This window comes from Planctomycetaceae bacterium (assembly GCA_041398785.1).
GTDB lineage: Bacteria > Planctomycetota > Planctomycetia > Planctomycetales > Planctomycetaceae > JAWKUA01.
Window position 1 is genome coordinate 110,196 of the sequence record JAWKUA010000022.1, and the last position, 16,678, is coordinate 126,873.

Consider the following 16,678-nt stretch of genomic DNA (forward strand, 5'->3'; position numbering starts at 1 on the left):
CACGGACACAATCTTTGTGAATCTGTGAAATCTGTGGCTAATTCTTCGGGGCCACCGGCGGGTTGATCGCGCGGGCACTGGGTTCCCGCCTGCGCGGGAATGACGGAATGACGGGCGTGCGCGGGAATAACGGAGCGATGAGCCTGAGCGGGATGAACCAGGTTCACGCACCGATTGAAGCGTTGCGGCACGAATGCCAGAATAGCCGCCGTCAGCGTGAGAACATTAAAAGGACATTCATGTCAGCTCCCAGCATGTCATCCGGCAACGGCGTCAGTTATCTGTATATGGCTGCAGCTTTCGTTGTCGTCACGGCAGGATTGAAGGCTGCCGAAGCCATCGTCAATCCTCTGTTGCTGGCCGTCTTTCTGGCCGTCATCAGTGCTCCGGCCTATTTCGGACTGGTCAGGCGCGGAGTTGCCGAATGGCTGTCGATGCTGATCGTGATCTTCGCGCTGACTGTGATTGTACTGGGACTGCTGTATTTCGTCGTCGGCTCGATCGCCAGCTTCACATCACGTCAGGACCACTACATCAGTTTGCTGGCGGAACGAAAACGCGACATCCAGCGTCGAGTCGAAGGCTGGCTTCCCGCGCGGAAAGAGCCGGTCGACGAAAAACACGCCACGGAACCCGGTGACGAAGAAGCCGCCGACGGCGCACCGGACAGCAAGACTGCTCCGGAAACGAATGGTTCACAACCAAACTCGCCGCCCTCCGAGTTAACCGACGACGAACCAGCAGACGGCCGAAACCCGGTCGCGGCACGCGTCAACGACACGAACGCGCCGCCGGACGAAGGCAGCCAGACGCCGCGCGCCACACCGTCCGACGACTCAGCCGACGACATCACCCACGCACTGCTGCACGCCGAAGCCGAACCAGCCGATGAGGACAAGCGCGACGACGATGACCGTCCGGGTTCTGTGCCGCTCGACACGAACATCGCCGTCTTCGATCAGGTGCCCGCGCATCCAAAGACGTGGACGGAACTCGCGTACGCTCAGTTCGATCCCGGCACCGTCATCAGCCTTGCGGCACAGCTTGCCAGCAGCATCGGGCAATTACTCGGCAACGCGTTTCTGATTCTGCTGACGGTCATCTTCATCCTGATGGAAGTCGGCAGCTTTTCCAAAAAGATCGACCTGGCGTTCGTTCGTACCGACGAAATGGCGTCTCGCGCTACGGAGATCATCAACAGCATACAGCACTACCTGGCGATCAAGACAATGATGAGCCTGCTGACGGGTGTGCTGCTGTTTTTCTGGCTGCTGATTTTCAATGTGCCATATGCCGGACTGTGGGGACTGCTGGCCTTTCTGCTGAACTACATTCCCAACGTCGGATCCGTCATCGCCGCGATTCCCGCCGTACTGATTGCCTGGCTGGAACTGGGCACCATGCCGGCCATCGCCGCACTGATCGGCTATCTGCTGGTCAACACCGCCGTGGGCAATTTTCTGGAACCGCGGCTGATGGGACGCGGACTCGGGCTGTCAGTGCTGGTGGTGTTCTGTTCGATGGTTTTCTGGGGCTGGGTTCTGGGACCGGTGGGAATGCTGCTGTCAGTACCGCTGACCATGACAGCCCGGATCGCACTGGAAGGTTTCGACGACACGAAGTGGATCGGCACGCTGATGGGCAACGCCGGAACCGTCAAGGTATCGGGCAAGCAGCCTCGCGTAGTGTCATAGGTCCTGCGGCAGATGAGACTATACCCTCCCGTTTCAACGGAGGGTCGCCGATCGAATGCCGTTCAGGCGTTCGATCGCGGGGAGGGCGACGCACGGGAAGCTCCTTGCGCGGCCGTTCTCCTCGTTTGATCGCCTGAACGGCGATCACTCGACCCTCCGTTGAAACGCTCATCGTGCTACGTCTCGATCCGGGATGAATCGGCAAATATGGCGAGTAGTAGCTCAGTCTTTGCACGAAAGGAAGGTGGCAAATTGCAGTGCGAACGAAAACACAGTCATTTTAACGATGGGGCGAAGTAGTGACGGACTCGAACGAAATCAGGTTGTAATGATTACATAATTTCAAGACGCCAATCTTTGCTGGAGAAAACGTGACCTTTAAAAGATGTGGTACGATGAGGTTGAAACGGGAGGGTGAAGTAATTACCGCTTTGCACTTGTTAATTCTTATCTGCCGATCGCCTATGTGCTTCGGCGATTCCGTGTCGTGGCTTTTCATGCCGCCGTCAACCTGCAACAGTGGTGCCGCAATCACATTTCGACTCCTGCCATTCCCGAGGCGCCGCGATGCGACACTTTCCGACACGGCTGTTTTTCCTTCTGACTCTGACCGCGACAGGTGCTGTTGCTTCCGTCGCGGAAGCTCAGGACCGGAAGCCCAATATTCTGTTCATTGCCATCGATGACCAGAACGACTGGATCGGCTGTCTGAACGGTCATCCTCAGATTCAGACACCCAACATCGACGCGCTGGCGACTCGCGGAACCGTATTCCTGAACGCTCACTGCCAGGCTCCGCTGTGTAATCCGTCCAGAACCAGCCTGCTGACCGGACGGCGACCGTCGACGACCGGCATCTACGGGCTGGCTCCGTGGTTTCGCGACATTGAAGACCTGAAGGACATCGTCACGCTGCCGCAGTATCTTCGTCAGCACGGCTACCAGGCTCTCAGCACCGGCAAGATTTATCACGGCGGCTACGGTCGCCAGGCGAATGATGATGAATTCGACAAGCTCGGGCCGCCAGCGGGAGTCGGAGCACGGCCGGCGACACCGCTCGTGGAGACGCCTGCCAAACATCCGCTGGTCGACTGGGGCGTCTTTCCTCACCAGGACGAAGACAAGGGAGACTGGAAGGTCGCATCATGGGCCGTCGACGAACTTGCGAAGCAGCCGGAGGAACCGTTTTTCCTGTCCGTCGGCTTCTTTCTGCCGCATGTGCCCTGCTACGCGACTCAGAAATGGTTTGATCTGTACCCGGAAGACACGCTGCAGTTACCACCGTTCCTGGAAAATGACCGGCAGGACACACCGCGGTTTTCGTGGTATCTGCACTGGAAACTTCCCGAACCGCGGCACGACTTTCTGGTTGACGCCAATCAATGGAAGAACCTGGTGCGGTCCTACATGGCGTGTACCAGTTTTGTCGACAGCCAGGTGGGTCGAGTCCTGCAGGCTCTGGAAGCCAGCGGCCGCGCCGACAACACCATCGTTGTGCTTTGGTCCGATCACGGCTGGCATCTGGGCGAAAAACGCATCACCGGAAAAAACACGCTGTGGGATCGTTCCACGCGAGTCCCGCTGATCTTCGCCGGCCCGGGAATCACCGCCGGAGCACGCTGCGAACAGCCGGCCGAACTTCTGGATATCTTCCCGACGCTCATCGACCTCTGCGGTCTGCCTCCGCGAAACGATCTGGAAGGACATTCTCTGCTTCCTCAACTGCAGGATTCGTCCGCCGAACGTCCGTGGCCGGCGATCACGACACACAACGCCGGCAACCACGGAATTCGTTCAAGGGACTGGCGATACATCCAATACGCCGACGGCTCGGAAGAACTTTACGACATGCGCAGTGATCCGAACGAATGGACAAACCTGGCCGGCCATGACCAGTTTGCAGCCGTCCTGAAGGAACACCGCCGCTGGATTCCCTCCAGCCGGCAACCTGTCCCCGGCAGTGCTCACCGGATCCTGTTGTACAAAGACGACGGCACAGCCATCTGGGAAGGCAGCGAAATCAAATCCGGCGATCCCATTCCGGAGCTGACGCGATAACTGCCAGGCCCGCCCGATCGTTGCTCAACCGGGGCATGTTGACCCGGCCGCAGCGCGTTCGCCGTGTACCCCGCGCGATGAGATGCAATGGCACACTGGCCATCGGACCGCGATTGACCAGCCGAACAGCGACCTGGCGACCAGCACGTCAATCGGCGAGAGCCGGCTGGTGCCGGCCGACAGCACCTTCATTGATTGCGACGTCTGCGACGGCAACAACGGGTTGCTTCAAACATCTGTCGACGCTCGGCCGGCGGCCGCTTTTTTGCCGCAACGAATCGGTAGTCGACGACGGTCAGTCAGTCGGTCACCAGCCGGTGGAGATGTTTGTGGACTGACGTCCGGCAACTCGCAAAGGTGATGAATGGTTCCCGTCGGCGGCGAGCAGCGCGACGTGAAAGTATAGCAGTCCAGCTCCGGTGTGGCGGGCGTGGCTGCCGGGCCGTCCGGCGGGTTCGTCACGCGGAACGTGACGGCTCCTGAACGGCTGCGACACGCAAGTCGCCGGATGGTTTGGCGTGTTTGACGGGAAACTTCGGAGCGCGAAGAGTTCTCGTCATAAGCACTGCAGTGTATAAACGCCGGAGCGTTGCATTGTCAGATCCGCAATTCCGGAATGGAAAATGTCCATGAGCCGTACCGCCAGCCACGATGCCAGAATTGCGGCGATGACGTTTTCGCGCGTATACCCGCTGTACGTCGCGAAGGTCGAAAAGAAGGGCCGGACAAAGGAAGAGCTGCATCAGGTGATTTCCTGGCTCACGGGTTTCGATGAAAAGGCATTGCAGAAGCACATTAGCGATGATGTGACTTTCGAACAGTTTTTTCAGCAGGCGACGCTGAACCCAAATGCACGCCTCATCACTGGCGTCATCTGCGGATATCGGGTTGAAGAGATTGACAATCCATTGACGCAACAGGTCAGATACCTGGACAAATTGGTCGACGAACTGGCAAGGGGACGGAAGATGGAAAAGATTCTTCGCGCCGAATGAACCCTCACCGGCAGGTGCCGCTGCGACAGTCCGGAGGATCCGGGAATATTCCTGCGGCGAGATCACCGGGGCTCCGTCGTCCGGCTTCGCAAGCGCAGATCCGCTGTCGCGTCGGACGTTCTCTGGCACACGCGGCTCGGCGCGGGTCTCGCCCTTCCAGCCATTGGTCGCACGCTGCGGTGGGCAATTCTTGAAAAGGACGTTTCAGCAGTAGTTTGCACGGTCTGAGTCTTTGCCGTGTTAACATGGCGGTCACCGAACAGGTCTTTATCGCGAGGCATTCGTTTATTCGAAGGAATGACTTACGGTGTCGCCGGACAACAGCCGGATCAAACGGACGATGTTGATGAACAGAAATCTGACCCTGCCGAATCGCTGCTGTCGCCGTCGCCGAGTTGTGACTGCCGTCGCTGTTGTCTTCGTCGTGCTGGCGTTCGCCGTTCGAACTCCGGCCATCGCGGATGATTCGTTTGTCGACTCAGCGGGCACGCGCGAACCTGCGGAGGCTCCCATTACTGAAGCGGACCGGAACCACTGGTCGTTTCAGCCGCTGAAGCGAACGATGCCGCCGGTAATGGAAGACGCAACCTGGATTCGGAATCCCATCGACGCGTTCGTGGCTGCGAAGCTGAAGGAACTGGGGCTGCGTCCTCAACCCGAAGCACCACCGGAATCTCTGATTCGCAGGCTGCATCTCGTCCTGACAGGCCTGCCGCCCACTGTGCAGGCCATCGACGACGATCTATCCAACTCGTCCGAAGCGGCGGGCGATGACGTCGTCGACAAGTTGCTGAATTCACAAGCCTACGGCGAACGGTGGGCTCAGCACTGGCTGGACATCGCTCGATTCGCGGAGACCGATGGTTTCGAACACGACAAGCTGCGACCGGATGCATGGAAGTTCCGCGATTGGGTGATTCAGGCACTGAACGATGATATGCCCTACGACGAGTTTCTGCGGCAGCAGCTTGCCGGAGACGAACTCTATCCCGACGACGAATCCGCCGCCGTCGCAACGCGGTTTTGTCTGTCGGGTCCCGACATGCCCGACATCAATTCTCAGGACGAACGCCGCCACACACTGCTGAACGAATTGACGTCAACGGTCGGTTCGGCACTGCTGGCTCTGCAGATGGGCTGCGCTGAGTGTCACGATCACAAGTACGACCCGATCAGCCAGGCCGACTTCTATCGGCTGCGTGCCGTTTTTGAACCCGCCGTTCAGGTCACGAAGAATCAGACGATTGCCGGCCTGCACGAACGGCTGCCCGTTGCTGACGTCAGCCACATCATGCTGCGAGGTGATTTTCGCCGACCCGGCCCGGAAGTTCGTCCGTCTGTACCGCGAATCGCTTCCGCTGAATCGTTTACGTTTCGTCCCGTGGAATTACAGAATTCCACCGGCCGAAGATTGGCCCTGGCGAACTGGATCACGGATCGCGAAAACCCTCTGACGGCGCGCGTGATCGTCAATCGTGTGTGGCAGCATCACTTCGGCACGGGTCTGAGCATTACGCCCAGCGATTTTGGAATCATGGGCGAACAGCCTGCGCACCCCGAACTGCTCGACTGGCTTGCTGCATGGCTGATGGATCACGACTGGAGCCTGAAGCGGCTTCACCGGCTGATCGTCACGTCGGCCACCTGGCGGCAGCGCAGCCACCTTCCCGACGATGCAACACCGGTGCAACGCCTCCAGTGGCAGGAATCCGTAACCGCGGATCCCGCCGCGCGGATGCTGTCACGCTATCCTCGCTGGCGGCTGGAAGGCGAAGCGGTGCGAGACGCGATGCTGCTGGCGGCTGGCTGCCTGAACCGCGAATCGGGAGGTCCGGGAATTCAGCCGCCGCTGCCCGACGAATTGCTGAACACGCTGCTGAAGAATCAGTGGACCGTGACGGACGATCCCAAACAGCACGATCGCCGCAGCATTTACGTGTTCGCGCGGAGGAACCTGCGTTATCCGATCTTCGACGTCTTTGACCGGCCGGACGCAAACGCCAGTTGCCCGCGGCGGTCCGTTTCAACGACGGCGCCCCAGTCGCTGCATCTGCTGAATTCGAAGTTTTCACTGGCAACAGCGGAACGGTTCGCGACCTCGGTATCCGGCGAAACTTCCGTCACGAGCGAACAGATCACGGAGGTTTTTCGCCGGGGACTTGGTCGTTATCCCACCGCCGATGAACTCGCCGCCGCTACCGAGTTCCTGTCTCATCCCGACACCGAAAACGGCCTCGCTCACCTGTGTCTGGTGATCTTCAACCTGAACGAATTCATCTACGTCGACTAAACATCCGCAGCGCCAGCGCCCGACACTGACTGCGTACGCCGCAAGACCGACACCTTTCTGCCAGCGAAACCTGCCCGCCTCCGTGCCTTACCACCTGCTATTGCCGCTGTTTTCCAGCGTTGTGTTTGTGCTGGGAATGATGCTGGCCAAGCGAGGCATCGCGCAGGGAGCCAGCCCGTGGACCGCCACGTTTTTCGGCAACGTCTGGCTGGCCGCGATGTGGATTGCCGTCGCCGGATTCCGTCAGGCCATTGTCCCGATGGAATTCTGGGGCCAGGCGGCAGGCGTCGGGCTGCTGTTTCTGCTCGGTCAGGTCTTCACGTACCTGGCTTTTCAACTGGGAGACGTCTCCGTCGCGACGCCGGTGCTCGGTTCCAAGGTTCTGATCGTCGCCGCATTGACGGCTGCGCTGACGGGACAGCCGGTCCGACCGCAGGTATGGCTTGCCGCCGCGCTTGCCGCTGTCGGCATTGCCATGATTCAGCAAAGTGACCGAAGTCAGCGGGCCGACCATCGCTGGCTGACCATCGGACTGGCGCTGCTCGCGGCGCTGTCGCTTTCGCTGTTTGACATCTGCCTGCAGGTCTGGGGTCCGTCGTGGACCAGTACCGAATTCCTGCCCGTCGCATTCGGATTCACCGCGCTGTTCTCGTGCGTTCTGCTGTCCAAAGTCGATTCTGTGAAGTGCCTTCGCGAACAAAAGGCTGCGGGACTGATCCTGACGGGAACGCTGTTGATGGCCGTTCAGGCGATGAGCATGTCGTTTGCGCTGGGAACCTTCGGCGACGCGATCCGCGTCAACATTGTCTACGCGCTTCGCGGTCTGTGGGGAGTTCTACTGGCCTGGCTGCTGGCTCGCTGGACCCTGGGCGGCGAACGCCAGTTGGGAACTCGCGTGATGCTGACACGACTGTTGGCGGCCGGTTTGCTGACCGCCGCGGTAATCATCGCGATTGGAATCTGACGCTGCTCGCGAACAGGGCTGCGCATGTCCGCCCGGACTTCCCGGAACGCAGCGGGCGTGGTCACCCCAACTGCTTGCGGAACCGCAGCACACTCAGCGACAGGATGGCGAAGGTACACATCGCCAGACCTGTGACGGACGGCAGAATGTCGACAATGTCGGCTCCCCGCAGCACGATCGCCCTCAGAATCTCCAGAAAGTAGGTTGCCGGAATCAGAAACGTCACCAGATAAATCGGTACCGGCATCTGATCGCGCGGGAACATGAAACCGGACAGCAGGATCGACGGCAGCATGATGATGAACGCGAACTGAATCGCCTGAAGCTGAGTCTTTGCGAGCGTCGAGACCAGCAGTCCCAGTCCCAGTGCGCACAGCAGAAACAGAAACGACAGCGACATCAGCAGCGTCAGACTGCCGCGAATGGACACGTCGAAGCCAAACACCATCACGTTCAAAACGATCAGCGTTCCGCCGAATGCCAGCAGCGCGTAGGGCATCAGTTTGCCAAGCAGCATTCCGGCGCGGCCGACGGGTGTGACGAAGAGCTGTTCCAGAGTTCCCAGTTCGCGTTCCCGAACGATCGCGAACGATGTCAGGAACAGGGTCACAAGCTGCAGAATGATGCCCACCAGTCCCGGCACAAAGAAGTGAGAACTTTCCAGGTTGGGGTTGTACAGCAGCCGTGTCCGCATCTCGATCGGAACCGCTGCGCTGCCGCTGTCATCCCGCGACGGAACCTGCGACAACCCTTCCACAAACCGCCGGGCTCGCTGCTGTGACAACATCAGTCCCAGCAGATTCGCGCTGGTCAGTGCGGTTGACGCGACCTGCGAATCACTGCCGTCGATCAGCACCTGAACGTGAACCTGTTCGCCGGCCAGCAGACGGTCGCTGTAGTCGGGACCCACGCGGACACCGACTTTCGCCCGACCGGATCTCAGCGCGCGATCGAACGATTCGTCGTCGAGCACTCGTTCGACGACATGGAACGTGCGAGTGTTTTCGAAGGCCTCCCGCAGATCGCGAGCGGAACTGCGGCCGTCCAGATCCAGAAACACGGTCGGAATGCGTTCGATCTCTGTGTTGATCGCAAACCCGAAGATCAGGGTCTGCAGCACCGGAACGACAAACATGAACACCAGCGTCGTGGGTTCGCGGCGACTGTGGGAGAATTCCTTCAGAAACACCGCCAGCCACCCGGCAAACGGGCTGCCAGGTGTCCTGGCGACAACGGCTGCCTTCTGACGCGCGAGACCGTTGCCTGCAACAGTGCCGCGCTGATCGCTGCCCGCCGGATCACCGGATGCAGCGCCGGTCGAGCGCGGTGCTTCGGGCGGCTCATCAGCAATCCCGGAGCCCTCCCGCTGCGCCGCGGATTTCAGCGAACCGGATTCCGCCGCGCGGCTGAGCGTCACGAACACGTCTTCCAGCGACGGAGTAATCTGACGCGAATCCAGTTGTTCCGGCGGAATGTCAAGGTCTTCGGCCAACTGAGCCGGCGTAAGTCTTTCATCCGCCAGCACATGAATGGTCTGGCCAAACAGCGTCGCGTCACGCACGCCTTCGAATGCCCGCAGACGCTGAAGCTGAACGGCCGGGCTGGACACGTCCAGTTCCCAGCGTTTCGTTCCGGCGGGATTGACTTCCGGTAGCTGCTTCAGGTCATCGGGTTCACCGCAGACGATCAGCCGTCCCCGGTCAATGTAGCCGACGGCCGTGCAGCGTTCGGCTTCGTCCATGTAGTGAGTCGTCACGAACAGCGTCACCCCGCGAGCCGCCAGTTCGAACAGCAGGTCCCAAAGCTGTCGGCGAGCGACCGGATCGATGCCGGCCGTCGGTTCGTCAAGGAACACGACGTCCGGTTCATGGATCAAAGCCGCCGCCAGCGCCAGTCGCTGCTTCCATCCGCCGGACAGCGTTCCGGCAAGCTGTTCCAGTTGCCGCGGTCGCGAATCCAGAGCCGTCAGTTGAATCACTTCGTCAAACCGCTGCCGGCGCCGAACGGGATTCAGACCGTAGATTCGTCCGTAGAAATCCAGATTTTCGCGAACGCTCAGGTCGGCATACAGACTGAATTTCTGCGACATGTACCCGATGCGCCGCTTGATCAGTTCCGCGTCGTCGGCCGTGTCGAAGCCCATCACGGTCGCGCTGCCGTCGCTGGGAAGCAGAACGCCGCACAGCATGCGAATGATGGTCGACTTGCCGCTGCCGTTGGGGCCAAGCAGTCCGAAGATGTCACCGCGCTGAACCTGAAAGCTGACATCATCAACGGCGGTCAGGCTGCCGAATCGCCGGCTGAGGTGATTCACATGAATGACCGGTTCACCCACCGTCACGAATCTCCGCTGCTGAGCACAACGTCCGCCGACATTCCCGGACGCAGCACGTCCTGACCATCGACAAGTGTGACCTTGATTCGAAAGACCTGCTTGGAACGTTCTTCGGGCGTCTGGACATTTCCGGGAGTAAATTCCGCCTGCCTCGCGATAAATGACACTTCGCCCGTGAACGTGCGGCCGGGAAAACTGTCGATGCGGACCTGCACCTGTTCACCGATCTGTAGATTCAGGCGATTCTCCGGCACGTAGGCACGGATCCATAACCGGCTGGTGTCGACCAGTGCGACGGCCGGAGCATTCGGCGACAGCAGATCTCCTGAACGAAGATCGAAGGCGTCAACCGTCGCGTTCAGCGGAGCAATCACGTGAAGTTCCTGGAGCTGCTGACGGATGGCATCAGCTTCGGCCGCGGCCGCATCACGAGCCGCCTCCGCCGCGCGAATGTCTTCGGGACGACTGCCGCTTTCGCGCAGCCGGACTTCCTGTTCGGCTTCTTCCAACTGAGCTTCAGCGGCCGCGATGTCTTCCGATCGCGTTCCGGCCTGCAGCAGGTCCAGCTGTTCCTGATTTGACTGCGCTTTGGCGGTTGCGACCTTCAGTTTGGAAGCCGCGTCGTCCAGGTCGCTCTGGTCAGCCGCCTGCCGCCCGAACAGAGACTCCGTCCGCTGGTACACCTGGTTGGCCAGCAGCAGTTCCGCCTGCGCCAAATCAACGGCCGCTTTTGCCGCGGCGATTTCCTGCGGTCGAGGACCGTTTCGCATTTTTTCCAGAACAGCCTTCGCCTGGTCGCGGCGAGCCCTTGCCTGAGCGATCTCCTCCGTTCGAAAACCATCCACAAGCTGCCGGTGATTGGCTGCCGCCCTGGCCAGCGAATGTTCCGCGGCCGCAAGGCGTTCCTGCAAATCGAACGGATCAAGTTCCAGCAACACGTCTCCGGCGGAGACCTGCTGACCTTCTTCAATGTGAACCGCCGCGATTCGCCCGCCGACGCGCGAGCCGACGCGAATCTCATCGGCTTCCACAAAACCGGACACGACCAGTTCCGAACCGCGTTCCTGCGAATACACCAGCGCGGCGATCAGCCCGGCCGCCAGGATCACAGGAATCAGAATTCGCTTCAGAATGCCGGGCATGAATCGTTGGCCTTATCGCGCGTTCGAATTCCCGCTGGCTGCGGACGGATGGAATCGCCGACCAGGCGGCAGTCACGCTGTCTGACACGGCGGAGGCGAATGATCGAACGGTCACGGTCGCTCAACGGTTACCGCCATCACGATCGGCGATGTCGCGTCGTCGCCTTTGATCAGTTCGATACTGTGAATCACGTCGCCGCGTTTTGGTTCGATCGTGACGCGACGAATCTGCTGGCCTCGCAAAGCGAACGCAAACTCACTGCCCGGCACGTCGACGCGGCGAATGTAATCCGCGAAATGAACACCGTTGATCAGTTCGTGATCCTCAGTCGAACCGTCTTCGAAGTGCAGCCGAACGATCATGGACACAGTCTGCGCCGAATCAAACGGGTAGCTCCAGCCGCCGACTCCGCTCAGCAGGTGAATGGCCTTTGCCGCAGAATTGCACGGAAGTTCCACAGACTTCGGCATGCCGGGAGGCAGCGTTCCTCGCGGACCGTTCAGCAGAATGATGTTCGGAACAGTCCTGCCTCGCGGGTCGGTCAGGATGAACGGGATGCCACTGGAAATCTTGGGGGACCAGTCGTCGAACACCATGCGATCCGGACCGTTGTCGCCGTTGGCGAAGAGTCCCTTTGTACTGATCGCGGTGGCGTATCGGTCGAGCGATATCGGCAGGAACTGACCCTTGTTCGTCAGGAATTCCAGCAGATTGCCGAGTTCGTTTTTCGTCATCTGCTTTTCGAATCCGTCCGGCATCACCGACTTGCGGGACGCAACCAGTTCGTCGATGTCCTCGCGAGCAATCTGGTGTTCCTTGCCTTCGGTATCGATCAGCGACACGGAGGTGCGTGTTTCGGCGGTCATCATGCCGCCGATCACCAGTCCGTCGATCGTCACAACCGTGTACATGCGGAAGTTTCCTTCAACGCTGCGCGACGGGTCGATGATGTGAGTCAGCAGTTCGGCCTTGGGATGAACGGCCATGCCGGTCAAATTCGGGCCGATCGTTTTGCCTTCGGTGCCGTGCATGTGGCACTTGGAACAGTGCTTGATGAACATTTCCTTCCCGAGAGCCACGTCGCCCGTTTGCTTCGTAACGGGCATCAGCGATTGCAGGACGTTTTCGCGATCGGGGTCGGGAAGGCCTCCGCCGGCGGCCATCAGCACTGCGGCTCGTTCGCGAATCGTCGCATCGGGGTGGCTGGCGAGTGCCTGTTTCTGATCAAGCGACAGATCGCCGAGTTCCAGCGTTCGAGATTCGATGGCGTCCAGCAGTGCGGCTGTCGTGTCCGGCCGCGACAACAGCACTCGCACCGCAACGGACTTCGACTGCGGCGTGAGACCGCTGGCATTTTCGACGATCACTTCGCCGACATCGGCAGCTCGACTCAGCCCCGCCGCTTCGATCAGTCCGGCGGCGATGGCGGGTGACGACTGAGCGGTAACGTTGTCCAGCACGCTGCTCACGACATCGGTGTTGTCGTCCTGAAAACTGATAGCGTCGCGGGCCGCTTTGATGCGATCTTCAGCGGAAGCGTCTTCGTCTGTGATCACCGTCAGCAGCGAGTTCACAATCTCGGCGGCGTGCGATTCGAGTGCCTTCGAACCGGCGACGGATGCGAGTTTCAGAAGTTGCCCCTTCGACGACGCCGGCACTCGTTCGAGCAGCGCGGTCAGCGACGATTCCAACTGCGGCGTCGCCTTCAGCCGATGGTCCGCAGGCCAGCCGCTCATCAGGCCGCGAAGAACGACATCAGCGAGTCTCGGATCGGCAGATTCAATGTCGGCAATCAGCGCCGAAAGTCCTTCCACACTCGCACGACCGCGTCCGACGTGCTCGGCCACTCGCTGGACAATCTGCAGATTGGCCGCGGGAGTCGCATCGCCGTCCTTCGGCGAAAAGCCGCTGAGCTGCGTCGTGGCGTGAACCGAGGCCGCTGCGGTCAAAGCATCCACAAGCACCGCGTCCCTGGCCGTAGGCGCGACGCGGAATATCGGCGCGGCAGCGGCATCGCTTCCTGCCGGCATATCGGCCAGAGTCAGAAACGCCTGCACCTGAACCTGCGCGTCGGCGTCTTCGAACAGTTCGGAATGCTGCATCAGGAGCTGCAGTCCAGTGTTCGTGTGAGGCAACACGGCGATCGCATTGCGGCGAACAGCGGCTGACGGATGGCAGAGTGCCCCGGCGAGCGCTGCCATGACAGCGTTCGAGTCGGCTCCATCGACTTGCAGCGAAGTGAGCACCAGCGCGCGATTCAGTCCCGGAGGGACGGCATTGGGTAGCCCCGGGCGTAAGCCCGGGGTCGCGGTTTCGGAATTCGCATCGAGCCCTGAAGGGGCGGCAGAGGTTTTCGGTGTTGAGCCTGGCAAATTGTGTCGCCCCTCCGGGGCTTTTGTGTCTTGGTAGGCTGCTAACCCCGGGCTAACGCCCGGGGCTACAGCATGCCGCCGCTCCGCGGCTGACGACTTTTCACCGAGCGCGGCCTCCTGTTGATGCTCTGCGGCTGACGACTTTTTACCGAGCGCGGCCTCCTGTTGGTGCTCTGCGGCTGAAATCGCGGACTCCGGAGCGGCCGATCCCACTGATGCAGCCTTTGGTCCTTCATCCATCACGCCGAGCCCATGCAGTGCGTGCAGCGCATGGATGGCTCCGGCATTCAGGCCGACCGCGTCCACGGATTCATCCGCCAGCAGTTCCAGAAGATCCGGAACTGATTCGACGGCACCGCGTTCCACCAGCAGCCGCTGAGCCTGCAGACGCCATTGCATCGACGGATGCTTGAGCGTTTTGACGAGTTCCGAGTTCACACTTTTCGACAAGTCGCCGAACTCGTGCACAGTGTCGCCGTAATCGCCCGTTGGCACGACACGATAGATGCGGCCGTGTTTCTTGTCTCGCAGGTCGCTTTCGTAGGCGTTGCCTTTGCCGGTTTCGAAACCCTGCGGAGTCGGGTTGTGCTGCACGATGTAGTTGTACCAGTCGATGACCCAGACCGCTCCGTCCGGTCCGACTTCGGCCATGATCGGAGCACTCCATTCATCATCGCTGGCCAGCAGATTCGTGGGACTGGTTGATGTGTAGCCGGCTCCGTCTTTGCGAAGCACAAACGTTCCGACGAGATGCCCCGTCGGCCCGCAGACAAACGCGGTCTTGTTCCACCACTGCTTTGGAAACGTTCTGGCCGTGTACAGAGCGTGGCCGGCTCCGGCTGTGTAGCCTCCGAACTGATCGACCTGCCGCACCTTGTCGGTGATCGGTTTGAACTTGTACGTGTCGGCGATCGTGTCCAGCGTGTCGGGAGCCCATCCGCGAACTCGTTCGTAGTAACGGTTCGGAATTGGCATGAACATGCTGGGATTGTGATTGGCCGTCGAACCAAAGATCAGGCCTTCCTCACTGATTCCCAGTCCCCAGGTGTTGTTGTTGCTGGAGCGGACAAATTCCAGATCGGTCACCTTCGGCGGGTCGCTCTGCGATAGTTTGAATCGGAAGAATCCCATTCGAAACGACTGAGGTTCTCCCCCCGGAAACGTCGGGTTGCTGCGGTTGTAGCCCTGCATCGCCCAGATCCAGTTGTCCAGACCGTAGCGAAAATTGCTGACTCCGCCGTGAGTGTCCCCCAGAGCCCAGCCGGTGATCAGCGTGGTCTTTTCGTCGGCAACGTCGTCGCCATTGGAGTCTTTCAGATAGATCGTTTCGGTTCCATTCTGCACGACCGCTCCGCCGCGCACGATGACGATGGCCGTGGGAATGCTGAGGCCTTCAGCGAAAACGGTGAACTTGTCCGCGACGTGATCGCCGTCGGTGTCTTCGCAGATGCGGATGCGGTCGCGATCTCTGCCGAGTTCATTTGGATAATCGACGGTTTCGCAGATCCACAACCGACCGCGTTCGTCCCAGTTCATCGCGATGGGTTTGCCGTGTGAGCCGACGGCGCTAGCCGCGGGTTGCGATTCCGAGTTACCGGCGGCTGGCACCTTGCCGCTCACAAAATCCCGCTCATCCGCATAAAGTCGCACCGCCATACCTACTGGTGTGACGAAGTGCTTCATCGATTCTTCGGGCGACAGCGGCAACTGCATCATGTTGTGAGGCTGGCCCTGTTTGCCCCATTCGGCTCCCGGCGTGTAATTGGGAATTTTCGGGCCGACGTCGACGTACTCGAACGGTGCGACATCCGTCCTCAGTTCGGTCATCTTCGGCGCGACGAACGTGTCGGCATCGTAATAGGCCGGGACGACGGAAGGATCGTCGCCGCAGGCCCAGCGGATTCCTCGTTCGACCAGATTGTGAAAGCCGGGGTTGGAAAACGTGCGCTGGTCGTGTCCCCACGCGGTGTAGAAAACTCGGCCCTTTCCGTGAGTTCTCACCCAGGTCCACGGTTCGCGGTCGCGGCCTTCGGCCTGGTCGCCTTCGACGCGATATTCCAGCACCGTGCGGTTTTCTTCGTTGTGCAGGTGGTGGATGTAGGTTTCGTCCCAGCTTGTGAAGCTGCCATAACCTTTCATGACCGGATGGCCGGGTTCGGCAATGACCGTGGTAAAGACCTGCCCGCCGTGGCGCTGGAATTGGGCTCCCATCAGAGCGACCATCTCCGCGTTGTTGCGCCAGCAGTACGTCGCACAGTGCAGCGGAATGAAGCCTTTGCCGGACGCAACGTAGTCCAGCACAACCTGCGCCTGATTGTCCTCGATGCGATCGATGTTCGCGTACAGCACCAGACCATCGAATTCACCCAGCGTCGCGGCGTTGAGGTCTTCCATGCGGTCGGTGTACTTCAGCTCAATCCCGCGAGCTTCCAGCGCCGGGGCGAGTTCCTGGAATCGAACTTCCGGCCGGTGGTGTCCGTTGTCGCCGAGAAACATCAGCTTCAAATCGGCGGCATCCGCCGCTGGTGACAACGTGAACAATGCAAATGCAAGGACCAGACATTTCGCGCCGGCGATTTTGAAAAGTGACTTCATGAGAGCATCAACATTGAGGGGATAGGTTGCAGTGAGGCATCAGATGACTGGGCCGGTATCGTACGCGAGACTGCGGCTGTGCGTCCAACTGATGCAACAATTGCGGAGATGTGATCTCGTTCGCGGGTTCCCCGGCCTGGAACCGCCCGCCGGCTACCACGTTCAAACGCAGTGCCGCGGAATGAATCAGGGCGTCGCGGCGCGATGGCGTCAAATCGAAACCAACTTTGCG

General features: G+C 60.2%; 8 protein-coding genes. 5 read left to right on the forward strand and 3 right to left on the reverse strand.

Annotated elements, in window-relative coordinates:
- The first annotated feature begins 239 nt into the window (after positions 1 to 239).
- From R3C19_21965 to R3C19_21985, 5 genes are all read left to right on the forward strand, one after another.
- Entirely contained in the window at positions 240 to 1,694 is a 1,455-nt protein-coding gene (locus R3C19_21965; GenBank protein MEZ6063020.1) for an AI-2E family transporter, read from the forward strand.
- Positions 1,695 to 2,261: 567 nt separating this feature from the next.
- Positions 2,262 to 3,752, forward strand: coding sequence for a sulfatase (locus tag R3C19_21970; GenBank protein MEZ6063021.1), 1,491 nt, complete (start codon positions 2,262 to 2,264; stop codon positions 3,750 to 3,752).
- 629 nt (positions 3,753 to 4,381) lie between these two features.
- Positions 4,382 to 4,747: a DUF2200 domain-containing protein gene (locus tag R3C19_21975; GenBank protein ID MEZ6063022.1), complete on the forward strand. Its 366-nt coding sequence runs from the start codon at positions 4,382 to 4,384 to the stop codon at positions 4,745 to 4,747.
- Between the two features lie 346 nt (positions 4,748 to 5,093).
- Complete coding sequence (locus R3C19_21980; protein ID MEZ6063023.1) at positions 5,094 to 7,037, forward strand: DUF1549 and DUF1553 domain-containing protein; 1,944 nt, start codon at positions 5,094 to 5,096, stop codon at positions 7,035 to 7,037.
- 82 nt (positions 7,038 to 7,119) lie between these two features.
- Complete coding sequence (locus R3C19_21985) at positions 7,120 to 8,001, forward strand: hypothetical protein (protein MEZ6063024.1); 882 nt, start codon at positions 7,120 to 7,122, stop codon at positions 7,999 to 8,001.
- 61 nt (positions 8,002 to 8,062) lie between these two features.
- On the opposite strand, the gene R3C19_21990 is transcribed toward R3C19_21985, so the two are convergent.
- The 3 genes from R3C19_21990 to R3C19_22000 all read right to left on the reverse strand — a co-directional run bounded on the left by R3C19_21990 (position 8,063) and on the right by R3C19_22000 (position 16,446).
- Positions 8,063 to 10,336, reverse strand: a complete 2,274-nt coding sequence (locus tag R3C19_21990) for an ABC transporter permease (protein MEZ6063025.1) — start codon at positions 10,334 to 10,336, stop codon at positions 8,063 to 8,065.
- Between the two features lie 2 nt (positions 10,337 to 10,338).
- Positions 10,339 to 11,478 (reverse strand): efflux RND transporter periplasmic adaptor subunit, encoded by a 1,140-nt coding sequence (locus tag R3C19_21995; GenBank protein MEZ6063026.1) that lies wholly within the window; start codon positions 11,476 to 11,478, stop codon positions 10,339 to 10,341.
- A 111-nt stretch (positions 11,479 to 11,589) separates the two neighbouring features.
- Positions 11,590 to 16,446, reverse strand: coding sequence for a ThuA domain-containing protein (locus R3C19_22000; protein MEZ6063027.1), 4,857 nt, complete (start codon positions 16,444 to 16,446; stop codon positions 11,590 to 11,592).
- Between the last annotated feature and the right edge of the window lie 232 nt (positions 16,447 to 16,678).